Origin of the sequence: Cyanobium sp. Cruz CV13-4-11, from assembly GCF_024346055.1 — a bacterium.
In the GTDB taxonomy this organism is placed as follows: domain Bacteria; phylum Cyanobacteriota; class Cyanobacteriia; order PCC-6307; family Cyanobiaceae; genus Cyanobium.
On the sequence record NZ_JAGQCH010000010.1, the window covers coordinates 43581 to 65171 of the forward strand.

The 21591-nt window shown below is 61.6% G+C and carries 21 protein-coding genes and 1 pseudogene; 12 read left to right on the forward strand and 10 right to left on the reverse strand.

Annotated features, from left to right (window positions below):
* Positions 1 to 9: 9 nt before the first annotated feature.
* Positions 10 to 237: a DNA-directed RNA polymerase subunit omega gene (locus KBZ12_RS09340; protein ID WP_216901535.1), complete on the reverse strand. Its 228-nt coding sequence runs from the start codon at positions 235 to 237 to the stop codon at positions 10 to 12.
* 120 nt (positions 238 to 357) lie between these two features.
* On the opposite strand from KBZ12_RS09340, the gene KBZ12_RS09345 reads away from it, so the two are divergent.
* From KBZ12_RS09345 to KBZ12_RS09355, 3 genes are all read left to right on the forward strand, one after another.
* Complete coding sequence (locus KBZ12_RS09345; RefSeq protein ID WP_254957656.1) at positions 358 to 1911, forward strand: Hsp70 family protein; 1554 nt, start codon at positions 358 to 360, stop codon at positions 1909 to 1911.
* A gap of 99 nt (positions 1912 to 2010) precedes the next feature.
* Positions 2011 to 2838, forward strand: coding sequence for a hypothetical protein (locus KBZ12_RS09350; protein WP_254957658.1), 828 nt, complete (start codon positions 2011 to 2013; stop codon positions 2836 to 2838).
* A gap of 39 nt (positions 2839 to 2877) precedes the next feature.
* Entirely contained in the window at positions 2878 to 3096 is a 219-nt protein-coding gene (locus KBZ12_RS09355) for a ferredoxin-thioredoxin reductase variable chain (protein ID WP_254957732.1), read from the forward strand.
* 21 nt (positions 3097 to 3117) lie between these two features.
* Here the strand turns inward: KBZ12_RS09355 and pyrR are convergent, their stop codons facing one another.
* On the reverse strand, positions 3118 to 3678 hold the full coding sequence (pyrR, locus tag KBZ12_RS09360; protein ID WP_254957659.1) for a bifunctional pyr operon transcriptional regulator/uracil phosphoribosyltransferase PyrR: 561 nt from the start codon (positions 3676 to 3678) through the stop codon (positions 3118 to 3120).
* A 193-nt stretch (positions 3679 to 3871) separates the two neighbouring features.
* Between pyrR and gpmI the strand changes: the two genes are divergently transcribed.
* From gpmI to msrB, 3 genes are read left to right on the forward strand one after another with little or no spacing between them, the layout of a single operon-like run.
* Positions 3872 to 5440 carry a 2,3-bisphosphoglycerate-independent phosphoglycerate mutase gene (gene gpmI, locus KBZ12_RS09365; RefSeq protein WP_254957660.1) on the forward strand — a complete coding sequence of 523 codons (1569 nt, stop codon included), beginning with the start codon at positions 3872 to 3874 and terminating at the stop codon, positions 5438 to 5440.
* Positions 5441 to 5472: 32 nt separating this feature from the next.
* Complete coding sequence (gene secG, locus KBZ12_RS09370; RefSeq protein WP_254957661.1) at positions 5473 to 5703, forward strand: preprotein translocase subunit SecG; 231 nt, start codon at positions 5473 to 5475, stop codon at positions 5701 to 5703.
* Between the two features lie 5 nt (positions 5704 to 5708).
* The gene (gene msrB / locus KBZ12_RS09375; protein WP_254957662.1) at positions 5709 to 6212 is read left to right on the forward strand and encodes a peptide-methionine (R)-S-oxide reductase MsrB; all 504 of its coding nucleotides are present in this window, start codon (positions 5709 to 5711) and stop codon (positions 6210 to 6212) included.
* A 181-nt stretch (positions 6213 to 6393) separates the two neighbouring features.
* Here the strand turns inward: msrB and KBZ12_RS09380 are convergent, their stop codons facing one another.
* Both KBZ12_RS09380 and KBZ12_RS09385 read right to left on the reverse strand, forming a co-directional pair.
* Entirely contained in the window at positions 6394 to 7098 is a 705-nt protein-coding gene (locus tag KBZ12_RS09380; RefSeq protein WP_254957663.1) for a B12-binding domain-containing radical SAM protein, read from the reverse strand.
* Between the two features lie 564 nt (positions 7099 to 7662).
* Entirely contained in the window at positions 7663 to 8298 is a 636-nt protein-coding gene (locus KBZ12_RS09385) for a type I restriction-modification enzyme R subunit C-terminal domain-containing protein (protein WP_254957664.1), read from the reverse strand.
* A gap of 123 nt (positions 8299 to 8421) precedes the next feature.
* Between KBZ12_RS09385 and KBZ12_RS09390 the strand changes: the two genes are divergently transcribed.
* From KBZ12_RS09390 to KBZ12_RS09400, 3 genes are all read left to right on the forward strand, one after another.
* Positions 8422 to 9285 carry a site-specific integrase gene (locus KBZ12_RS09390; RefSeq protein ID WP_254957665.1) on the forward strand — a complete coding sequence of 288 codons (864 nt, stop codon included), beginning with the start codon at positions 8422 to 8424 and terminating at the stop codon, positions 9283 to 9285.
* Positions 9285 to 10373: a transposase gene (locus tag KBZ12_RS09395; protein ID WP_254957666.1), complete on the forward strand. Its 1089-nt coding sequence runs from the start codon at positions 9285 to 9287 to the stop codon at positions 10371 to 10373. Before KBZ12_RS09390 ends, KBZ12_RS09395 begins: the two co-directional genes overlap by 1 nt.
* Positions 10374 to 10805: 432 nt before the next feature.
* A complete protein-coding gene (locus KBZ12_RS09400) occupies positions 10806 to 12614 on the forward strand; it encodes an alpha-amylase (RefSeq protein ID WP_254957667.1) in 1809 nt (602 codons plus the stop codon).
* Between the two features lie 193 nt (positions 12615 to 12807).
* On the opposite strand, the gene KBZ12_RS09405 is transcribed toward KBZ12_RS09400, so the two are convergent.
* Positions 12808 to 13812: an HNH endonuclease gene (locus tag KBZ12_RS09405; RefSeq protein WP_254957668.1), complete on the reverse strand. Its 1005-nt coding sequence runs from the start codon at positions 13810 to 13812 to the stop codon at positions 12808 to 12810.
* Between the two features lie 118 nt (positions 13813 to 13930).
* Here KBZ12_RS09405 and KBZ12_RS09410 point away from each other — a divergent pair, with 118 nt between their 5' ends.
* Both KBZ12_RS09410 and KBZ12_RS09415 read left to right on the forward strand, forming a co-directional pair.
* Positions 13931 to 14266, forward strand: coding sequence for a type II toxin-antitoxin system RelE/ParE family toxin (locus KBZ12_RS09410; RefSeq protein WP_254957669.1), 336 nt, complete (start codon positions 13931 to 13933; stop codon positions 14264 to 14266).
* Positions 14259 to 14567 (forward strand): helix-turn-helix transcriptional regulator, encoded by a 309-nt coding sequence (locus KBZ12_RS09415; protein ID WP_254957670.1) that lies wholly within the window; start codon positions 14259 to 14261, stop codon positions 14565 to 14567. Before KBZ12_RS09410 ends, KBZ12_RS09415 begins: the two co-directional genes overlap by 8 nt.
* Before the next feature lie 451 nt (positions 14568 to 15018).
* On the opposite strand, the gene KBZ12_RS09420 is transcribed toward KBZ12_RS09415, so the two are convergent.
* The 4 genes from KBZ12_RS09420 to KBZ12_RS09435 all read right to left on the reverse strand — a co-directional run bounded on the left by KBZ12_RS09420 (position 15019) and on the right by KBZ12_RS09435 (position 19344).
* Entirely contained in the window at positions 15019 to 16242 is a 1224-nt protein-coding gene (locus tag KBZ12_RS09420; protein ID WP_254957671.1) for a hypothetical protein, read from the reverse strand.
* Between the two features lie 64 nt (positions 16243 to 16306).
* A complete protein-coding gene (locus KBZ12_RS09425; RefSeq protein WP_254957672.1) occupies positions 16307 to 17866 on the reverse strand; it encodes a flippase-like domain-containing protein in 1560 nt (519 codons plus the stop codon).
* Positions 17866 to 18795, reverse strand: coding sequence for a decaprenyl-phosphate phosphoribosyltransferase (locus tag KBZ12_RS09430; RefSeq protein ID WP_254957673.1), 930 nt, complete (start codon positions 18793 to 18795; stop codon positions 17866 to 17868). The genes KBZ12_RS09425 and KBZ12_RS09430 overlap by 1 nt, the downstream gene beginning before the upstream one ends.
* A 195-nt stretch (positions 18796 to 18990) precedes the next feature.
* Positions 18991 to 19344 (reverse strand): hypothetical protein, encoded by a 354-nt coding sequence (locus KBZ12_RS09435; protein ID WP_254957674.1) that lies wholly within the window; start codon positions 19342 to 19344, stop codon positions 18991 to 18993.
* A 483-nt stretch (positions 19345 to 19827) separates the two neighbouring features.
* Between KBZ12_RS09435 and KBZ12_RS09440 the strand changes: the two are divergent.
* Positions 19828 to 20755 (forward strand): annotated as a pseudogene (locus KBZ12_RS09440) (Abi family protein).
* A 33-nt stretch (positions 20756 to 20788) separates the two neighbouring features.
* On the opposite strand, the gene KBZ12_RS09445 reads toward KBZ12_RS09440, so the two are convergent.
* Positions 20789 to 21493 (reverse strand): Coq4 family protein, encoded by a 705-nt coding sequence (locus tag KBZ12_RS09445; protein WP_254957676.1) that lies wholly within the window; start codon positions 21491 to 21493, stop codon positions 20789 to 20791.
* Positions 21494 to 21591 lie beyond the last annotated feature (98 nt).

Here is a 21591-nt window from a genome sequence, read left to right on the forward strand (position 1 = left end):
GGTCCCCGTTCAGCCGGGCAGCAGGTCGGGCTGGTCCTGCTCGTCGCTGAGTTCGACGATGGCCCGTTGCACGGGTTTGATCATGGAGTCATCGAGCAGGCCGTCGAAATCGTCGAAGCGGCGTTGCTTGGCCCGAAAAGCGATGCGAACGGTGGTCAGGTAGCGGTTGCTGGAGTGCCGGATCAGGCTCTCTCCTCTCTGGGCCAACTCCTTGGCGTTGAGTTCGCTGCTTGGCATGCGGACCTGATCATCAATTTCAACAGCGTAGTTCAGCCCCCCGTTCGCCCCACTTCAAATGTCACGGCCTAGAAGGGGGCCACCCGTGCCCCTGCGCCAACACCGCACCCCCTCCGACCCATGAGCGGCACCCTCGCCATCGACCTGGGCAGCAGCACCACCGTGGTGGCCTGGCAGGACAGCCAGGGTCCCCCCGGGCTGCTGCCCCTGCCCCCCTACAGCTGCGGCGACCCCTGCGTGGTGCCCAGCCTGCTGTGGCTGGAGAGCCCCGAGGCCGATCAGCCCCTGATCGGCCGCCAGGTGCTGGAGGCGGCCCTGGCCGATGGCGACCATCCCGGCCTCTGCCGGGATTTCAAGCGCCACATCGGCGCCCCGGCGACGGGCCCATCGCCGGGCTGGCTCACCGCTGAGCGGGCCGGTGCCCTGCTGCTGCAGGGGCTCTGGCGGGCCCTGCCGCCGGAACTGGTGCCGGAACGGCTGGTGCTCACCGCCCCGATCGAGACCTACCGGGGCTACCGGGCCTGGCTGCAGCGGGCCAGCAGCGAGCTGGCGGTGCCGGAGCTGGCGCTGGTGGATGAGCCCACCGCCGCCGCCATCGGTGCCGGCCTGCCCGCCGGCAGCCGGGTGCTGGTGGTGGACATGGGCGGCGGCACGATCGATCTCTCCCTGGTGGCCCTGGAGGGCGGTGAGGGGCGGGCCGCGCCGATCGCCCAGCTGCTGCGCTTCGCGGGACGGGATCTGACCCGCAGCACCCAGACCCTGCGCTGTGCCCGGGTGATCGGCAAGGCGGGTGTGGCCCTCGGTGGTCGGGACATCGACCGCTGGATCGCGGCCCACCTCTGCCCGGACGTTCCCGCCGACGGCGCCCTGCTGCAGCTCGCCGAGCGGCTCAAGTGCCAGCTCAGCGGCGCCCCCGAAGCCCGGCAGATCCAATCGACGGGGGGATCCTTCCGCGAACTGACCCTGAGCCGGCCGGCCTTCGAGCGGCTGCTGCAGGAGCGGGGACTGCTGCAGCTGCTCGATGGTCTGCTGGAGACGGTGCTGGCGGCGGCGCGCCGCGAAGGGCTGGGCCTGGCCGCCATCGACGCGGTGCTGCCGGTGGGGGGCAGCAGCCGGATCCCCCTGATCCGCCAGTGGCTGGAAAGCCGCTGTCCGGGCGTGCCCCTGCGCGGCGAGCGGCCCGTGGAGGCCGTGGCCCTGGGGGCCCTGGCCCTGACGCCCGGGGTGCGGGTGCGGGACGTGCTGGCCCGCGGCGTGTCCCTGCGCTGCTGGGACCGGCGCAGCAGCTGCCACCGTTGGCATCCCCTGTTCATGGCGGGCCAGAGCTGGCCCACCGAGCAGCCCCTGGAGCTGGTGCTGGCCTGCAGCCGGGATGGTCAGGACCAGTTCGAGGTGGTTCTGGGGGAGCCCCTGCCCGAGGAGCGGGCCGAGGTGGTGTTCGAGGGGGGGCTGCCGGTGCTGCGGGAGCGGCCGGCGGGGGCGGCCCCGGTGCGGCCCTGGTCAACGCCGCCGCTGACCATCCCCCTGGCCTCCCCAGGCCGCCGTGGCGTCGACCGGCTGCGGCTGCGGTTTTCCATCGATGCCGAGGCCCAGCTCCTTGTTGACGGCGACGATCTGGAGTCCCCTGAAGGGGCTGAGAGCCTGGGGCCCCAACGCCTCGGTCCGGTGTGCTGACGGCCAGGGACGGTGGACGCCGACCAGGCTGCCCCTGCAACCGGGCGCCGGTGGCCGCCGTTGCATACAAAGGAGAGAGATTCGCCCCGCTGTCCCCCCTTGGCCCTCCGCCGGCACAGACTCCCGCGCTTCTGGCTGGCCATCACCCTGGGTTCGGTCGCCGCCGCCGTCGGACTGGGCTACTGGTGGGAGCGGCAGCTGCCCGTGCGCCTGGAGCAGGCCTCCGCCACCGGCCGTCTCGATGATTGCCTTCGCTACAGCGAGCAGCTGGCCGCCCTTAGCTGGCTGCCCGGCCGCACCCCCTTTGATCGGGGCCGTTGTCAGCGGGCCAAGGCCGACCAGCTCTGGGGCCAGGAGAACTGGAGCGAGGCCCTGCGTCTCCAGCGCCAGGTGATCAACTCCAGGGCCGGCACCCCCGCCGACCGCGAGCGGCTCGCCCGTTGGCAGCGCCAGCTGCGGGCCGTGGCGATGAACCGCTTCCAGGCCGGTGATCTGCCGGGGGCCCTCGCGGCGCTCACGCCCCTGGGGGAGGAGCGCAAGGACGATGGCAGTTCCATGGGCGACGACCTCCAGGAGATCTGGAACCGCAACCGCTCCCAGCTGGAGCGGGCGACGCTTCTGGTCAAGCAGAAGCGCTGGTGGGAGGCGCTCGACAGCCTCAACCGCATCGACCACCCCTGGTGGCGCCAGCAGAGCGATCCCCTGCGGCTCGAGGTGAAAAAGGGCCTCGACCAGCTCAAGGGCAAGGACCGGGAGCACGACAGCCACGGCTCCCTGCCCCACACGGTCTCCGGCGAGAAGCTGGATGGCCTGGTGCAACGCCGCATCGCCGCCGGCATGGACGAGTGGCAGGCGTTCCAGGCGGCCTGCAAGGAGCTGGGGGGCCGGGTGGTCGAGGCCGGTCCCGAAAGCGCCTGCCAGCGCTGAGCCCATGACAGGATGGCTGCGCAGAGCCTCCCGGTGGACATGCAGCCAGGTGATCAGGTCAAGGTGAGCAGCAGCGTGGTCGTCTACAACCACCCCCAGCACCGGGGTGAAGCTTTCGACATGGAAGGGCAGCAGGGGGAAGTGTTCAACGTCCTGAACGACTGGAAGGGACGCCCCATCAGCCCGAATCTGCCGGTGGTGGTGGCCTTCGGCAAGTTCCGCGCCCACTTCCGCGAGGACGAACTGGCCACCGTCTGACAGTCCCCGTCTGAGTCCGCTTCAGTCCCGCAGCAGGTAAACCCCCTCCTCGCCATCGATGGCCTGGAGGCAGAGCTGGATCGTCTCGTGGCGGGCGGTGGGCACCACCCGGCCGCAGTAATCGGGCTGGATCGGCACTTCCCTGTGGCCCCGGTCCACCATCACCAGCAGCCCAACCCGGCGGGGACGTCCCCAGGCCTGCAGGGCCTCCAGGGCGGCCCGTACCGTTCGGCCGGTGAAGATCACGTCGTCGACGAGCACCACCTGGCGGCCGTCCACGGGCACCGGCAGCTGGGTGGCCTCCACCAGCCGGGTGCCCACCCGCTCCAGGTCATCGCGGTGGAAGGTGGGATCCAGGCTGCCGTGGGCGATCGGATGGCCGCAGATCGCCTCCAGCCGTCCGGCCAGCACCCGTGCCAGGGCCACACCACGGGTGGGGATGCCAAGCAGCACCAGGTCCTGGCTGTCGGCCACGGCCTCCAGCACCTGGGAGGCGAGCCTGTCGAGGGTGCGTCCCAGGTCCTGGGCGGAGAGCAGTTCCAACCTGTCCGCGGGTGCCGGACCGGCCGTGGGCCTGGCCATGAAGCGTATGGCGTGTAACCAAAGCCTGACGCATTCTGGGCGAAAGAACGTCTTCCCAGGGGAGCGCTGTAGGTTGGGTTTGTGTTGAAACGTGCAGTATTTCTCTCTGGTGACCGCAGTTCCCTCCCAGAAGCAGTCTGCTAACGGCAATGCCGAACGCGTTTCCTGTGAGGCGGCTGGCCCCGTAGCTCCGATGGTCCTGGCCATTCTTGATGGTTGGGGCTATAGCCACGAGCGTGACCACAACGCCGTCAGGGCGGCTGACACCCCGGTGATGGACGCCCTGTGGCACGCCTATCCCCATACCCTCATCGAAGCCAGCGGCGCCGCCGTCGGCCTGCCCGATCACCAGATGGGCAACTCGGAGGTGGGCCACCTCACGATCGGCTCCGGCCGGATCATCCGCCAGGAGCTGGTGCGAATCGGCCAGGCGGTGCGCAGCGGCACGATCGCCAGCAACCTGGCCCTCAACGACCTGGGCGACACGCTGGTGGCCAGCGGCCGCCCCCTGCATCTGATCGGCCTCTGCTCCGATGGCGGCGTCCATAGCCACATCGACCATCTCGGCGGCCTGCTGCGCTGGGCGGCCGGCCGCGGCCTCAGCGATGTGCTCGTGCACGTGGTCACCGATGGCCGTGATTCGGCTCCCCATGGCGGCCCCGGCTATCTGGCCCGCATCCAGGCCATGATCCAGGAGGTGGGTGTGGGGCGGATCGCCACCCTCTGCGGCCGCTACTGGGCCATGGACCGCGACCAGCGCTGGGAGCGCACGGAGAAGGCCTACCGGCTGCTCACCGAACCGGCCGAGATCTGCCCCTTGGGCCCAGCCGAGGCGCTGGAGGGTTCATATGCAGAGGGCATCACCGACGAGTTCCTGGAGCCGGTGCGCCTCGCCGAGGGACTGCTGGAGAGCGGCGACGGCCTGGTCTGCTTCAACTTCCGCCCCGACCGGGTGCGCCAGCTGATGCGCGCCCTGGTGCTGCCGGACTTCGACGGCTTCCCGCGCCAGTGGATCGGCCCCCTCCATGTCGTCACGTTCACCCAGTACGAGCAGGGCCTGCCCGTGCAGGTGGCCTTCCCGCCCGAATCCCTCGACGGCCTGCTGGGCCAGGTGGTCTCCGAACACGGTCTGCGGCAGTTCCGCACCGCCGAAACCGAGAAGTACCCCCACGTCACCTATTTCATGAACGGTGGCATCGAGCAGGCCTTTTCCGGCGAAGACCGCCACCTGGTGCCCTCGCCCCGCGTCGCCACCTACGACCAGGCGCCGGCGATGTCGGCGGAGAAGCTCACCGACAGCTGCATCGCCGCCATCGGCCGGGGGATCTACTCCCTGGTGGTGATCAACTACGCCAACCCCGACATGGTGGGCCACACCGGCCAGATGGAGGCCGCCACCGAAGCCATCGCCATGGTCGACCGCTGTGTGGGCCGGCTGGTGGAGGCCACCACCCGCATGGGCGGCACCCTGCTGATCACAGCCGACCACGGCAACGCCGAAGTGATGCAGGGCCCAGACGGGCTGCCCTGGACCGCCCACACCACCAACCCCGTACCGGTGATCCTGGTGGAGGGCGAAAAGCGCAAGTTGGACGGCCACGGCAACGACGTCAGCCTGCGGGAGCACGGCGGCCTGGCCGACATCGCCCCCACCCTGCTGGAGATCCTGGGCCTGCCCAAGCCGGCCCGCATGACGGGCACCTCCCTGGTGGTGCCGGCCACCGCCCCCACCGCCCGGATCCCCCAGACCCTCGGCGCCTGAAGGCCCGGTTCAGCGGCGGCTAGTCTGGGGCGATGGTCAAGAACATCGTTTCCTTGCTCTGGATGCTCAGCGGCGCCCTGCTGATCGTCAGCGTGCTGCTTCATAGCCCCAAGGGCGATGGCATGGGGGGGCTGGCCTCCAGTGGCGGCTCGATGTTCAGCAGCGCCCGCAGCGCCGAGAACACCCTCAACCGCGTCACCTGGACCCTGCTGTCCCTGTTCCTGGGGCTGGCCGTGGTGCTGAGCGCCGGCTGGCTGGGCTGAACCGGATGGACCGCCGCAACTTTCTCTCCAGCCTGCTGGCCCGGCTGGGGGCGCCCCTGGCGGGGCTGCTGCCCTTCCTGCCGGCCGACCGGGCCCTGGCGGCGGCGAAGGCCACCGATCCCGCCTGGCAGCTGAGCCCGGAGGAATGGAAGAAGCGCCTCAGCCCGGCTGCCTATGCGGTGCTGCGCCAAGAGGGCACCGAGCGCCCCTTCAGCAGCCCGCTCAACAAGGAGAAGCGCAGCGGTACGTACGTGTGTGCCGGCTGCCGCCTGCCCCTGTTCGCCTCAACCGCCAAGTTCGACTCCGGCACGGGCTGGCCCAGCTTCTGGCAACCCCTGCCCAAGGCGGTGGTCACCAAAACCGACTTCAAGCTGATCCTGCCGCGCACGGAATACCACTGCCGCCGCTGCGGCGGCCACCAGGGCCACGTGTTCGACGACGGCCCCAAGCCCACCGGCAAGCGCTACTGCAACAACGGCGTGGCCCTGGCCTTCGTGGCTGGGGGCTGAGCCGCCTGCGGCGGTGCTGCGAGCGGATCGTGCCCCACAACTGGTCGCCGATGCCTCCCGGGCCAGCTGGCGGTACTCGAAGACGTGTTCGCCGGCGGCGCAGAGGCCCAGATACAGGGGCAGCAGGCGGGGTTGCTGCCGTGCCATCTGCAGCAGCTGTCGCCAGAACTGGCCGCGGAGTTCAGGGCGGCGGCACGTGCATCTGCTGGGAGCAGTGGGGATTGGGGGTGATGGCGAGGCAGTGGCGCAGGCAGCGCTCCAGGTAGGCGGCGGGCTCATACATCCGCCAGAGGGCCCGCACATACTCGCGGCCGATGTCCTGGGACGGACGGGAGGGCACGAAGTTCATCAGGGTGTTCTGGTCGCCGCAGAGAACATCGGCCTCCGGCAGGAGCCGCCCCTCCCCCTCCAGCCTGGTCCATAGGGCTGTGTTCGGCAGGGCCTGGAGAATCCCCAGCATCGGCTGGGGAATGGCCGTTTCAGCGACGAACGCCTCGATACGCTCTCCAGCTCCTGATCGTTCTCCGTCGAAACCGAGAATGAACCCGGCGTAGATGACCAATCCCGCCGCGCTGATCGTCCCGCAGGCCTCCGCGAGGGGATGGCGGGTGTTCTGCTGTTTGCGGGTGACCGCGAGGCTGTCCTGGTCGGGGGTCTCGATGCCCAGGAAGACCCCGAAGAAGCCGGCCCTGGCCATCAGATCCAGGAGCTCGGGCTGTTCGGCCAGATTCACCGAGGCTTCGGTCAGGAAGTTGAAGGGAAAGCGATGCTCTCGCATCCAGGGAATGAGGTCGCGGAGCAGGCGTTTGACGTTGTGCTGATTGCCGATGAAGTTGTCATCCACCATGAAGATAGATCCCCGCCAGCCGAGGTCATGAAAAGGCATCCGGCCCGCAGCGCCGAATCGTTCCGTTCAACGTAGGCACCGGGTGAAAGTGCAGGCGGAAGCTGTGATAGTCATCGACGTCTTTTGATGCAGTTCAACTGCATTCCGCTGCTGAGTTGCTGATCGCTGCGTGACGCATTTTTGGCGTTAAAGTGCCCATCGCTTAGTGTCATGAAGCAGCAACGGCCTTGGCAGCCATTCCCTTTGCCAGGGGCTGCAGGCCACCGGGCGAGACCAGGACGAGATGAGAAGCCTTCGGCGTTTTAGATAGTGGGTGATGAGGTGCTTCCGCAAGCAGCGGCCATCCTCAGACCCCTCCAGCGGTTGGCCGCCCGCCTGCAGGATGCAGTGTCTCAGGTGCTCCAGGGAGGTTGGCCTGGATCCAGGGCTGATCTCGTGCATCGAACGAACAAGCCTTGGCACCAGCCGTTCCGGCGGAGCACAGTCAGTCATCAGAAAGTGTTGCTGCTCGCCGGAGTCGATAGCGAACAGCGTGAGCAGGGCAACTTCGGGCACGAAGGCTGGTGGCGGTGGCTTCAGCAAGTGCCACCGGATGAGATGCGTTCAGGCCGCCAGTGGCAGCTCGGCCCGCTGGCGGATGTCGCTCAGCAGGGCGCAGATGCGGTTCACTTCGGAATCTGAGAACAATCCTTCCGGTCCTGTGGGAGCCAGATCACTGAAGGGTGGGTCGTAGAGGCGGGCTGGATCCATCACGCCCCGGCTGGTGAGTTCGTTGATGATCCCGTTGATGAACTGGATCTGGGTGACGGTGTGGGTGCCTTCAATGAGGAAGTCAGCGAACTGCTCCTTGGCGGCCTTTCGGTCGAGTCCCACCAGGGAGCGGATGAACAAGCCGAAGCCGTTCGCCTCCTCACTGGCTCGTTCGATCAGGGGCTGATTGCCGATGCCATGGCTGATCAGGAAGTGCTCCAGTTCCTGCAGGTCGGTGGCGGTGAGGGGCTGGTTGCGCCGCAACCGCTGCATGGTGAGGTGGTCCTCATGTTGTTTGAGGAAGTTCTGGGCCCGTAGGCGGAACTGGCGGAATTCATCACGAGTAAGAAGGGCAGCACCATCCACCTCCTTGATGGCGACGATCTCATCACTGAAGTCAGTGTAGAGGGGATCCTGGGCCTCGGTTTCGATCAGTCCCACCAGGCCCCGAAGGCGACGGCGCACCTCCTCAAGCATCGGCAAGGTCACGTCCTGCCACCATCCTGTTCAACCTCTGATCAGGGCATTCGGGCCTCGGGATTTACACCACGCGAAGGGACGCGGCCCATGGATCCTGCTGAGCAGGCCAGATTTGATTCGCGCTTAGATGCAATGACGCAGGCCATGCACCTGCATGGTCTGCGCGACAAAACGATCGACAGTTACAGACGCACGCTCTATCGGATAGCTGGACACTTTAGCCGCTGCCCGGACGACCTCCAGCCTGATGAGTTGAAAGACTACTTCTCTACCATGCTGGAGCAATATTCTTGGAGCACGATCAAGGTTGACCTCTCCAGTCTGCAGTTCTTCCACCGCTATGTGCTGGAGCGGGAGATGGAATGGATCAAGATTATCCGTCCCCCGCGTGTGCGCACGCTGCCGGACATTCCAACCCGGGAGGAAGTTCAGCTCTTGATCAACACGGTGCGCAAGTTGCGCTACCGGATTTTTCTGCTGGTGGTCTATAGCCTGGGGTTGCGGATCAGTGAGTGCCTGGCTCTGCAGGTAGCTGATATCGATGGCAGCCAGCGTCGCGTGCACATCCGCGATGGCAAGGGCGGCAAGGATCGCTACGTCCCCCTGCCGGCCTTGACCCTGCAGGCGATGCGCCGCTTCTGGAGCAGCCACCGCCACCCACGGCTGCTGTTCCCTTCCCCGGCCGGTCACCAGTTCATCGTGCGCATCGCCAGTGCACCGATGGACGCCAGTGGTGTGCAGGCTGCTCTGAGGGCAGCACGGCTGGACTGTGGCATCCAGAAAAAACTCACGGTCCACAGCCTGCGCCATGCCTATGCCACCCACCTGCTGGAGCAGGGGATGGACCTGAGGCTGATCCAGTCACTGCTCGGCCACAGCAACAGCAACACCACCGCCCGCTATGCCCACATCACCCAGGTGGTGCGGGATCACAGCAGTGATCGCATCGAGAGGCTGCTCGATGGCTTCCAGCTGCGCTGGGAGGAGGGGCTGTGATGGTGCTCCTTTCCGAGGTGGTCGAACGCCACCAGGGCGAACTGGAGCGGCTGCATGGCCCCCAGCTGCTGCCAAGCCACTACCAGGCACTGCAAGCCATGCGGCGCTGCCGCCGCCAGGGCGGCGACCTGATGGTGCTCCGCTGCAGCGACTGCAGCCACAGCCTCAAGGTTCCCCACTCCTGCGGCCACCGCAGCTGCCCCCACTGCCAGCACACGGACAGCCAGCGCTGGATCGAGCGGCAGCAGGCCAAGCTGCTGCCGGTGGAGTACTTCCTGATCACCTTCACGGTGCCAGCCGAGCTGCGGGCTCTGTTCTGGAGCCAGCAACGCATCACCTACGACCTGCTGCTCAAAACCGCCTGGCAAACGGTGGATTCCTTTGCCCGCAAAGATCCAAAACTGAAAGGAATCACAGGAGCGCATGCGGTGCTGCACACCCACAGCCGCCGCCTGGACTTCCATCCCCATGTGCACTTGATTGTGCCCGCTGGTGCCATCCACCACCAGCAATCAGCACCAGTACAGGGGGGAGGAGGTCAGCGAAAATGGCAGTGGAAAGAGAGGGGCTATCTCTTCCCGGCCGCCAACCTGGCCAAGGTGTTCCGCGCCAAATGGCTGGACGGCATGCGCAGGGCCGGTTTGCGCGTGCAGGCAACGATCCCAAGGGACTGGGTGGTGCATTGCCAATCAGTCGGCAGTGGCCAGAAGGCGCTGGTGTACCTGGGTCGCTACCTCTACCGCGGTGTGCTCCCCGAGAAAGACATCCTCAGCGATCGCGATGGCCTGATCACCTTTCGCATCCGCGACAACAGCGGTGCGGTGCTGATCCAGAGCCTGCCTGGCGCAGAGTTCCTGTGGATGCTGCTGCGCCATGTGCTGCCCAAGCGCTTCCGGCGCGCCCGCGACTACGGCCTGCTCCACGGCAACAGCCAGAAGCTGCTGCAGACAGTGCAACTGCTGCTGCGCGTCGTGCTGCCGGAACCATGGCGACCCCAGCCCAAACCACCGATCCACTGCCCGCACTGCGGCGGCGTGATGGCGATCATCGCGGTGCGCGTGCGAGAGATCAACCCAGCGCCAGCTTGAATCCATCAACACGCGCAAGCAAATAAGCCGTAGTGAGTAGCACCTGCAGACAATGATGGCCCGTTCGCAACCAGAACTGGCCTGCTGGGCTGTCTGCGTGCCTAAACTGGAGAGTGCAACAGCTCAACCGGTTCGTGCTGCCGTCTGTAGGACATTTCACCTAGGGCAGAAGCCAAAGAAAACCTGAAAAATGGCCTGATTCTTCTGCAGTGGGCCCAGGGCCTCAACGTTGCAGGCTTGTTCAACTGCGGATAAGATCGTGGCTGCGCACGATCTATCCATATTCGTTGCACGATCTATCCATATTCGTTAGCTTGTCAAGCTGGAATTTAATGGCTGCTTAAAGGGCCCGAATCCGGTCAGTGTTGCAAAGCAATATTACCCTTGTTCAATTGAATCTAGTTCTCAACAAAGATGCAGGATCGCATGCGCATGGCAGTGAGCAGCCCCAAGTATGCAAAAGTCTTGATTTCTGAACATTATTACTGGCTTCCTCTGTCTCAGAGTATCGTTAAAAAATCTTTTCTTGTGGAGCCAACATTATGCCTGAGCATGCCGATGGAGTTTTGTTTCAGTTTTTTTCATTGGTTCCTCGATAAAGATGATTCTTTTCAGGCCAATAAACCTTTATGGAGCTTCTTAAAGGATGAGGCTGATCATCTTCGAGATATTGGCATAGATGCGGTTTGGATTCCACCAGCTTACAAAGGAGCAAGTGGTGACAATAGCAGTGGGTATGATGTTTATGATCACTTTGATCTGGGGGAGTTTAATGCCAGAGGCTCCAGGAGAACTAAGTATGGCGAAATAGAGCAGCTACATGATGCCATCAATGCGCTTCATGGATACACAAAAAATGCCTCTGGTGCTTTAGTGCCAGATGGCAACAAAAGATATATCCAAGTTTATGGAGATATTGTCCTCAACCATCGAGCGGGAGGATCTGAAAGCGATTTCTGGCAGGCAGTTAGGGTCGAGAAAGAGGACAGAACACGAGAGAGGTGGGAATCAGGTTATGAAAGTGGACTGATTGATATCAAGTCTTACACAACTTTTGACTTCCCCGAAAGGGCTAATCAGTATTCCGATTTTAAGTGGACATCCCGACACTTTGATAGTGTCGATACTACAGTCAAAATTAGACAAGATGGCAATGACTTTATTGAGACAGGAGGGAAAGACGGGAAATATATTTATCGATTTGTGTTTAATGAACCTGGCTATATCCCACAAATAAAAAACTTTGAAAAATGGGTCTCTCTGGAAAAAGGGAATTATGACTTCCTTCAAGACTCTGATTTTGACTATGGTCGATTTGATGTTCGAGAGGAGATGAAGCATTGGGGAACATGGTTTTCAGCCAAAGTTGGCTTAGATGGATTTAGGCTAGATGCTGTAAAGCACATCACTGCTGGTTATGTCCGAGAATGGGTTGGTCATATGAGAGCCAAAGCAAATAAGCCTTTCTTTACAGTGGGTGAGTATATCGCTGGTGACACACCTATGCTACACAGCTATCTTACCGAAGTCACAGCTAAGGGTTCGTATCCTCAGGATATTAGTTTGTTAGATTTTCCTCTACGATTTAAGTTTAAGAGTGCAAGCTGGTCTGGACAGTCATTTGATCTGCGAGAGCTTAACCAAAATACCTTAATGGCTGAGCAGCCCGCCAAGGCAGTGACATTTGTTGAAAATCATGATTATCAATTTGGCAGAGAACTCGACTCTCATGTCAAGGAATGGTTTAAACCATTGGCCTATGCTTTTATTTTGCTGAGGGAGCAGGGATATCCTTGCGTTTTCTTCCCAGACTACTATGGCTCTCATGATAAGGATAATCATAAAGCTCAGCCCAGTGGCAGAGACTATATCAGCCTGCTTTTAAAGCTTAGGAAGCAATTTGCGTTGGGAGATGAACGTTTCTACGCCCATAGTGACATTGTTGGTTGGGTTAGAATGGGGGGAGTTTCTAATGCAATAGGAGCAATGGCCGTAACCATGAGCAATTCCTATAGTGCTATCAAAGCAATTAGAATGAATACTGGCCGCTTTAATAAGCGGTTCTATCATCTGGCAACCATCAAGCTAGTTGGCAATCAATATGTCATTTCTAGAGCCAACTATGATGTTTTCGGAAGCAAGTCAGAAGGGTTAATGACCGATCAATATGGATGGGCTGAGTTCGTTGCCGAAGGGGGTTCCGTTACCATCTGGATTGAGGATGGTGTCGGGTTAAGTTGACTTAACTTTCTGGCCTGCGAAGTTTCTCTTGCTTTATTCAATCTAACACTTGCTCATCACGCACGCCGCCGAGGGTACTGGCGGAACCGAATAGATGTCCGCTAACAATGCCATACACCAGAGCCGCAAATAGAGGATAAGCTCGATGTCTCAAGGCCTCTGCGGCCTGGTGATGGCAAGCGTTAGAGCGCAATCAATACTCCTGCCTCCCCCCAATCCCCCCCCCCCCCCGCACCCCACCCCGCGGCTCCTCGCAATCCCCCTCCCGCCGTGGAATCAGATGCCAATGCGCATGAAACACCGTCTGCCCCGCAGGTTCACCTGAATTCAACCCCACATTCCAGCCACTGATCGACGCATCCTGGGCGCTCAGCTGCTCCCGCCGCAGCTTCAGCAGCTCCACCACTGCGTTCCATTCCGGCTGGTGCAACGCCAACCCATCGGCACCATGCCGCCGCGGGATCAGGCTGTGCCCAGGCGACACCGGATAGGCATCGGCGATGCACAACGCCAGTTCGTTCTCCAGCAGCACCCGGCCGGTGCCCTCCAGCGCGCAGAACGCACAACTGTCCTGGCGATGGGCATAGCTGGCCTGCAGGCCGCGGAAGTCTGTGGAGTCCGTGTCGCGCTTGCCGGCATTGCAGCGGAAGCAGAGGGCCTGCAGGTTGCTGAGGTCGTCCGAGCCGCCCTGGTTCCTGGGCACGATGTGGTCCACCTCCAGGGCCCTTTGATGCTCGTGGGCGCCGCAGCATTCGCAGCGGCCCTTTGCCCGGGTAAGCACCCGGTATTTGATCGAGCCGCTGATCGGGGTGCGGTGGCGGCTCCTGTGGGCGAACACCTCCTGGCCGCGCTGCTCGCGGAAGGCATCGAGGCGCTGGCGGCACAGCTGCAGCAGCTCGTCGCGCTCGGCGTCGCTCAGTTCCTCGCCGCCCACAAGGTCGTAGGCGCCTTGGTCGTAGCGGGTGATGCCGTTGCCGGTGAGGACCTTGCCCACCATCCGCTTGACGCGTTCGGTGTAGTAATCGATCTGGGTCACGTCCTCCCCCAGGATCCGCCGGGCCACGTCCTGCGCGGGGGCTGGGCTGCGCCGACCAAGGAGCTCCATGAGCATTAGGGGCTGGTAGACGTGGCTCATTCGCATGCGCCTCGCGATGTAGTCGCGCAGGCGCTCGTAGGTGGGGGAGGGGGTTGGGGGCATGGGGAGATCTTGGCGCTGTGGGGGCCAGTGCTGGGGCGGGGTGTGACGGGGGGTGGCACTGGTGGGGGAGAGAAGCATTGACGCGATGCCACGACCTCCACGTAGCACACGCGCTAACATGGACAGGTCATTTCGCCTTGCTTACTTCAGTCCTCGCGTTCGCGAGGAGATCGAATCGTGGCCTGTCGACCTGCTGGCCCGTTGTGATGAACTCCTGGACCTGCTGGAAGACCATGGCCCCCTGCTGGGCTCGCCACACTCCAAGGCCCTCGGCGAGGGCCTATTTGAACTCAGGCCCAAAAGCCGCAGCGGGACTGGCAGGGCGTTCTTCTGTTATTGCAGTGGCCGCATGATCATCGTGCTCCACGCCTTCATCAAGAAGACGCAGAAAACGCCCCAGCGCGATCTCACCATTGCCCGGAACCGAATCAAAGAGATCAGGAATCATGGCTGACATTGCCTACGAACCGCTGATCCGCGACCGCGATAGTGAGCGGAGCCGCGCCGCGACGATCCCCGGCTATACGGAGGCCAGGCAGGAAGCCGCAGCGGAATTCCGCCTGCTACGCGAGCTTCTTGATGCTCGCAAACGGGCTGGCCTGACCCAGGAGGACGTGGCACTGCGCATGGGAACGACCCGCAGCGCCATCAGCCGGCTGGAGGGATCCCGCAAGCACCTTCCCGCGTTGTCAACCCTTCGCCGCTACGCCGATGCGCTCGGTTGCGATGTGGTGATCCACCTCGTTCCTCGTTAGAGGAGGGTGGTTGCCATTCCTTTTTGCCGCTCTCGGAAAGCATTGAGGCGCTGGCTGCGCAGATGCAGCAACTGGTCGCGTTCGGCGTCGCTCAGTTCCTCGCTGGCGGTGGTGGCGGGGACAGCGGTGGCGGTAGTGATGGTGGTGGCAGCCCCGGCAGCTCAGCACGCCCTGCCCGCGGCCTGCTCTGGCCGCGGGGCATTTAATCGAGGCTGGCTAAAGCAGTCTCAAGCTCTGGCCAGGGCTTCTGCAACTTTGTGGCGCAGAAAGTGTTGAAAGTTATGTACTCAGAGATCATCACACCTTGATCCGCAAGGATTTTCCCCCATATTCGCCTTCCGAGATGGACGGATTTTCGTCAATTCAGACGCATTAAACGCCATAAGCGTAAGTCGTTGCCGCCCTGCCAAAGTGCCTGAAAAAATAATTCCTACGCACGAGTGCGACATCGCTAGCCAGCAAGATGGGCAACTCCGAGCTTAAAAGACTCATAAAGATAGACAAGATTAAGAGGAAGAAGTATAAGCGCAAGCACATAAACAAGCAAAGTGATGCTCTTCTTGTGGGCCTCAGGCATGGCGGTTAATCCGTACCCAGCCAGCAATACCATGGCCGGTACATAGTGGGCGGAATACAAGAAAGGACTATCCCCATAGAATGAATGAAGAAGAAACTGAAAACCCAAAAAACATGCCAAAGCAATGCTGACAGAATTGTCTCTTCGCGAGAGAGCGGCATAAATTCCATTAAAGAGCAGCGCCAGCCAAGCCGTCGCTGTACTGATACGCAATAGCGAAATATCACTCCAGCCTGGCAGCGCAAACGTGAATTGCGAATACCTGCCTTCCCCAATAATTACTGAGGGAGTCAAAGGGGCAACAGGCGCAACAAAAAACTGATAGGCAGTTTCAAACGGTCGAACACTTCTTTTGATGTATGTGCGCTCTTCACCAAGTTGAAACGGCAAGCCCGCCGAGGGCAGATACGCTTTTTGTACACAGATCAAAAGACTGGTCAATAGCAAAGTCATCCCGCACAACCCTAGAAATGCTTTTCTCAGGCCGAAACGTACGAGAGAAGCTATTAAGCCAGCACCCCAGTTCGTGGTTGTCATCGAAAGTGAGCCAACTAAAGCCATTACCCAAACCTTATGAGACTTAATGTTGTATGCAAGCAGAATAAGAGGCAGTAAAATCGTCACTGCTCCCAGGGGAAAGGTTTCGGGCGTAGACCACCAAAACAGGAAGGCAGTCGACGAAAGAAATAGCAGGGATATACCAAGCGATGCGAACCTAGAAAGGCCCATCCTGATTGCCAATAAATAGATAAGGATCCACGTCGCACCCGCAGACATTGACGTGACGAATTGAGCGGCGATACCCTTGGAAAGGCCACCATCAAAACCCATTAACCTGCCGATCCAATATACAGGCCGAGCGACAGGAAGAACAATAAGAGAAAACAGCGGATGGACTTTTAGCCTGTAATGATTAGCCAGTGGCTCGGCCATGTCATTTATCACCCTTCCAATATCAGCCCCAAACCACAAGTTGGGCTCAATCCTGACATTATTAGGGAATACTGCTGACAGCACTCCACTCAATGCGAAGGCAAGAAAGAAGCCCGCAATTAATAGCTTCTTTCTCATTACCATGCTTAAAATGCGAATAGCCATTGTGGTAGACCAAGTGGAATGATGTTTAATCCAGTCAACGCCTCAAGTGAGCCTGCTGTCATGATTATCTTTGTCGCGGCCATAGAAGGCACGCAACTCCCATGGCTGTGGAGAACCAAAGGGTCATTAGCCTGATTAGCAAAGTCGCAGCGGTAGCTATCGATAAAGGTACGCCCTGCAGAGAAAGCAAGCCTATTGTACTTGCTTCACTGCTTCCTAGCCCACCTGGGAGCAACGTTATTACACCTACTAGGCATGCAAGAGTATGGGCGATTATCGCGCCGCCAATATCCACAACTTCAACGCCCATCCCTCGAAGCAGCAGCCAGATGCTCAGCCCTTCCAGGCTCCAAGCCACCGCCCCAATAAAGGTGGATTGGAGAAGCAACCAAGGTCGCAAGAGCTGCCTCAGCGCCGAAAGCCCCTCGCTGCCGGCACTGGCTAGCCTGGAGGGCAGCAAACTTTTTGCGGCAACCTTGAGCTGTCTCTTGGCCCATTGATTCCGCAAAACCAACGAACAAATGAGAACAATAAGTAGTCCAGAACCAATCGGAACCACTAGGGGAACATCGCCACTAAACAGTAGAGGAAGATTTAGAGATAACAAGACCAGCACAGCTAAGCCGTCAGTGATTCGCTCCACTACTAGTGCCATTAATGTGGGCGGAATTGGAATCCCGCACTCCTGATTCAATAGAAGCGCGCGCACTGCTTCTCCAGATTTGCCAGGTGTTGCAGTGAATGCATATGAGCCCATCCAGATACGCGCATCAGCTGAAATCAGCGGTTTTTGGTTTATGGATGCGAGGAGTGATCTCCAGCGGCTATAGCGGACTGCAAATGCCAGAAGCACTAATAGCAATCCCTGGCAAATCTGAGGCCACAAGCTTCGCAATAGAGGCAGCAATCGATCACCCTGAATCCAAACTCCTAGCAGCCCATAGCTCAGTAGTGCAATCGCCACGACCAGCAATGGTGGCCCAAGAGAGAAAGCCGGATAGGAACAGGGTTCGCTCAGAAAACTGCGATAATGAGGAAAATCAGCAGCCTGGAGAATCTCGCGATCGCCCTTACTGTCGCCGTAGGCCTCAATCGAAAGCCCATCCAATGGGCCCAGATGCTGCTCGAGGCGACACACCTTCTCCGGGCCCTTGCAGTTAAGGCTCGCCAACTTGGGGATCCAGCGCCCGTCGTGTTGCTGCAGTTCGGTGCAGAGCAGCTCTACTCCGAGCCAATCGGCCAAGGGCTGCAAGAGCAGCCGGGGCGAGGCTGAACACAGCAGCACCCGGTCACCGCGCTGCTGGTGCCAGCGCAACCGCTGCAGCGCCTCCGGCCGCAGCTGTAATCGCAGCGCGCCCAGCAGCCAATCAGCGTGCCCCGCAGCTTTAGCACGGTTGGCCGCCTCACACACACCAAAGGCGGCAATGGTCTGCTGCTTGAACCGGCCGGTGCTCACCAGTCGTAACTGCCAGCCAATCAGCCAGGGCAGAACGGCCACGGCGGCCAGTAGCAGCTGCCCTATGGCTCCCTTGGAGCGGCGGGCGGCCAGCCACAGGCAATCGCCCCGCAGCAACGTGCCATCCACATCAAAGACCGCGACCCTGTTGCCCACCGTCTGGCCCATCAGCTGACCCTGCTGAGCAACCCGATCACCGCTGTCGTCACCAACCACCCCACCAGGGTGAGCTTGATGCCCCGATCCCCCAGCCGGATCTCCTCCGGCTTCTCGCTGCTTTGCTCAGGCGTCCGCTCCCGCCGCCGCTCCGCTTCCTCCGGGTCGCTCAGCAGCTGATACCGAAAGATCCCCACCAGCACGAACGGCACCGTCAGCAGCATCCAACTCGTCGGTGCCCCCCGCAACGCAGGGCCCGCCGCCCAGAGGGAGTAGCTCATGAAAGCGCTGGTGGCCACCGTGCTCTCCAGCCGCAGTAGCAGCGGCAGCGAATAGCGCTCGAGCACCTTGCGGGTGATCACGCCCCGGACCTGAGCCACCTGCAGCTCAGCCTTGCGCTTCTCGATCGCCAGAAAGAGAGCTAGCAGCCCCGCCGTGAGCAGGAACCAGGGCGACGGCGGTACCTGTGCCGCAACGGCACCGGCAATGGCCCGCAGCAGGAAGCCGGAAGCAATGCAAAAGATATCCAGCAGCGGCACCCGCTTGAGCTGCAGGCAGTAGCCCACCTGGATCAGTCCGTAGAGCAGCACCACCCCGGCCAGGGCAGGCGCCACCCAGGCCGCCAGGGAGAGGCTCACGACCGCCAGCACCGCAGCGGTCGTCAGGGCTGCCGGCATGCTCACCAGTCCGGCGGCGATCGGGCGGTTGCGTTTAGTGGGATGGGCGCGATCGGCTGCCACATCCAGGCAGTCGTTCAGAAGGTAGATGGCACTGGAGATCAGGCAGAACGCCACCAGTGCCCCTGCGGCCGGCAGCCAGACGGCGGCCTCAAAGCGGAAGGCGAACAGCGGCGCCGCGAACACAAGCAGGTTCTTGGTCCACTGCCGCGGACGGCAGGCAGCCATCAGCGCAGGCAGGGTGTCAGTACGGCCAGCAGCCATGGTTCCACCCTCCCCGAGCCGGAGTGAGGCTAACCCTATAACTCTCCCATCGGGATTGGCCTGCTGGGTTGGGTAAGCGAGTCGAGATGAGATGCCGGTGAGTTTTGTACGAACCGCGTTCGCGCAGATAGCCGTCCCCGGCCAGCGACCAGAAGACCTGATGGGGAAGGGGGCCGCAGCCCCCGGCCCTGGACCTCAGGCCATCTGCAGCCTCAACGCACTCAGCACCTCACGCTCAGCCTCCAGCTGGCAGCGGTGCAGCAGCTCCTGCTGGGCCAGCAACCGCTCATCCAGCTCATCCACTCGCGCCAGACACTGCTGGATCGCCGGGATCACCTCCTCCTCCAGCAGGGTGATCTCCTCCTCGCCATAGGGCTGCTCGATCCAGGTGCGGCGCAGCGGCAGCCCCCGCCGCAGCAGCAGGATCCGCTCAATCGCCTTGAGGCTTGATTCGAGCAGCAGGAACGGATCTTCCTCTGGTTTGCAGAACGCACCTTCCGGTGCGATGGGCCGGCAGAACGGTGAGGCAGCAGCAGAAAGCATGGCCATGGACTCGGCGCCGAGAGCGGCGCAGCGACGGGACCGATCCCAGTAGGGGCCTGACGTCAGGAAGGCCCCAGACTGGAGAGGCCCGGAGCAAGACCCAGAGGGTCGAGCCGCGGAGGGAACGGGGCTCGGAGGGGAGAGCCTCAGATCAGCGGCGGGCAGCCCTCGGTTTCGCCTGGTGTTGCAGCGCCGCAGCATGGCTTGAAATTGCCAAAGCGGCCCTGATCATCGTCAGATCGCCTGCACTGCAGGCTTTTTGCGTCAGCACCTCGTCATTTCTGGTCGGTGAAGGGCGGTTGACAGCTCCCCCCTTCACCTTGCATGCTTCCATCGATAGAGCTCAAGCCCCTGTTGCAGCCATGAGCTGCATCACGCTTGAGCCATCCATTTTGGCCTAGGGAGCCATTGTCGCCCTCCCCCAGCCCCAAACCGCCCAAACCCTTCAGGTCTTACTCCGAACTCGTTGATCTCCTCAGCGCGAGAGGGATGGACGTCGGGCCTGACCCTCAGCGAGCCGCTCGAAAGCTGTCGCAGATTGGCTACTACCGCCTGAGCGGCTTTTGGTACCCATGCCGCGAAATTGAAATCGATTCTCAAGGAGAAGCTGTTCTCGATACACAAACTGGTAAGCCCAGGCGCCTTGATGCCTTCATGCCGGGCACAAGCCTGCAGGGGATTTTAGATTTATATCTGTATGACAAGCGTTTAAGGCTCGCCGTCCTTGATGCCATTGAGAGGATTGAAGTTCATCCGAACCGTAATAGCACATGAGCTTGGGCGCCTCGACCCCGTCGCGCACACGATGGCTAGCTTCATCAATCAGCGTTTTCTGCAAGACTATCAGGACAGAAAGTCTCGCAAAAAGCGCAACACCTGGAATGAGTGGGTCGAAGATCACGGGAAGCACCTCTCTCGCTGCTCTGAGGACTGCATCCTCTGGCACAAGCAGAACGACAAGACCATGCCATTTTGGGTTGTCGTAGAAGCGTGGAGCTTCGGGCTGGCTTCTCGGTATTACGGTCTGCTCAAACGGCGTCACCAGCTAGAAATCGCCAAGCGCTTTGAGATTGACAACCCAAAGGTTCTGGGCGACTGGCTACGCGGCATCAGCGACTTTCGCAATCGCTGTGCGCATCATTCTCGTGTTTGGAATTATGCCAGCAAAAATCCTCTGCCGATGCTCAAGGGAGACTCATTTATGGAGCACTGGATTGACGATGAGGTATCACTGCAGAGGCTTTATGGCGCATCGGTGGTGATTGCACGTCTGATCAAAACCATCGGCCCAAACTCGAAATGGTTCAAAGACTTTGGATGTCTGCTCGACCAGATGCCTGATCTTCCAGGATGCGACTTCACGGCGGTAGGCATCATGAAGACCAACCAGTTCCCCCATGACCTCTTTGGCGGTTAGATCGGAGCCATGGGAAGCGTCGGATTGCCACTGTCACTTCCGTCGAGTCACCTGGCGCACCTGCTTCTGGAGCCGCAGGAAGCGGGATTCGCTTCGCAGCAAGGAGAGTTGCAGGTTGTAGAGCAGCAGGTCAAAGCGACGGGCGACGGCATCGGTGTCTCCCTCCTGTTCGGCCTGGGCCGAGGGCAAGGGGGCCAGGGTGGAGGTCAGCAGGGCCTGGGCCGTGAGCATGGCCCCCAGGGGGTAGGGGAACTGGGTGAGATGGAAGGCCTGCAGGCCGATCTCGCCCGTTACCGTGGTGTCGAAGTCGGTGAGCACGTGCCAGAGGTCGTGGGTCTGGCTGAGCCGCAGCACCACATAGGCCGCATCACTTCCGGGCTCCATGCCGGCGTGCAGGTTGGGGTCGTAGCCAAGGCGGGCCAGCGACGCCGCATAGGCCTGGCCGAGGCTGCCCTCGGGCAGGGCGGCCAGCTGCTCCAGGTCGTGGGCCGGGGGGATCCAGCGCGCCTCGATCAGCGCGGCGCAGGCCGGGTCGCGTCGCAGCTGCTCGGCCATCAGGGTATAGGAGGGCGTCTCCAGCAGGGCGTCGGCCAAGGCCCCCACCAGCTCGAGGTCGGTGTCGCCGCCGCTCATGGCCACGAAGGTGCCGAGGACGCGGAACAGCTGGGGCGGCAGCTCCGGGGCCTCGAACGACGCGGCCGTGGGGGCGGGATTGGGGCGGAAAACGGTGGTGGTCATCGGGATGAGCGCGAAGGAACGTGAGCAGTCCTCACGTCATAGAACACATGAGCATCACTCGCCTTTGCCAATGGGATGCGAGGATCGCTCAGGTTTTC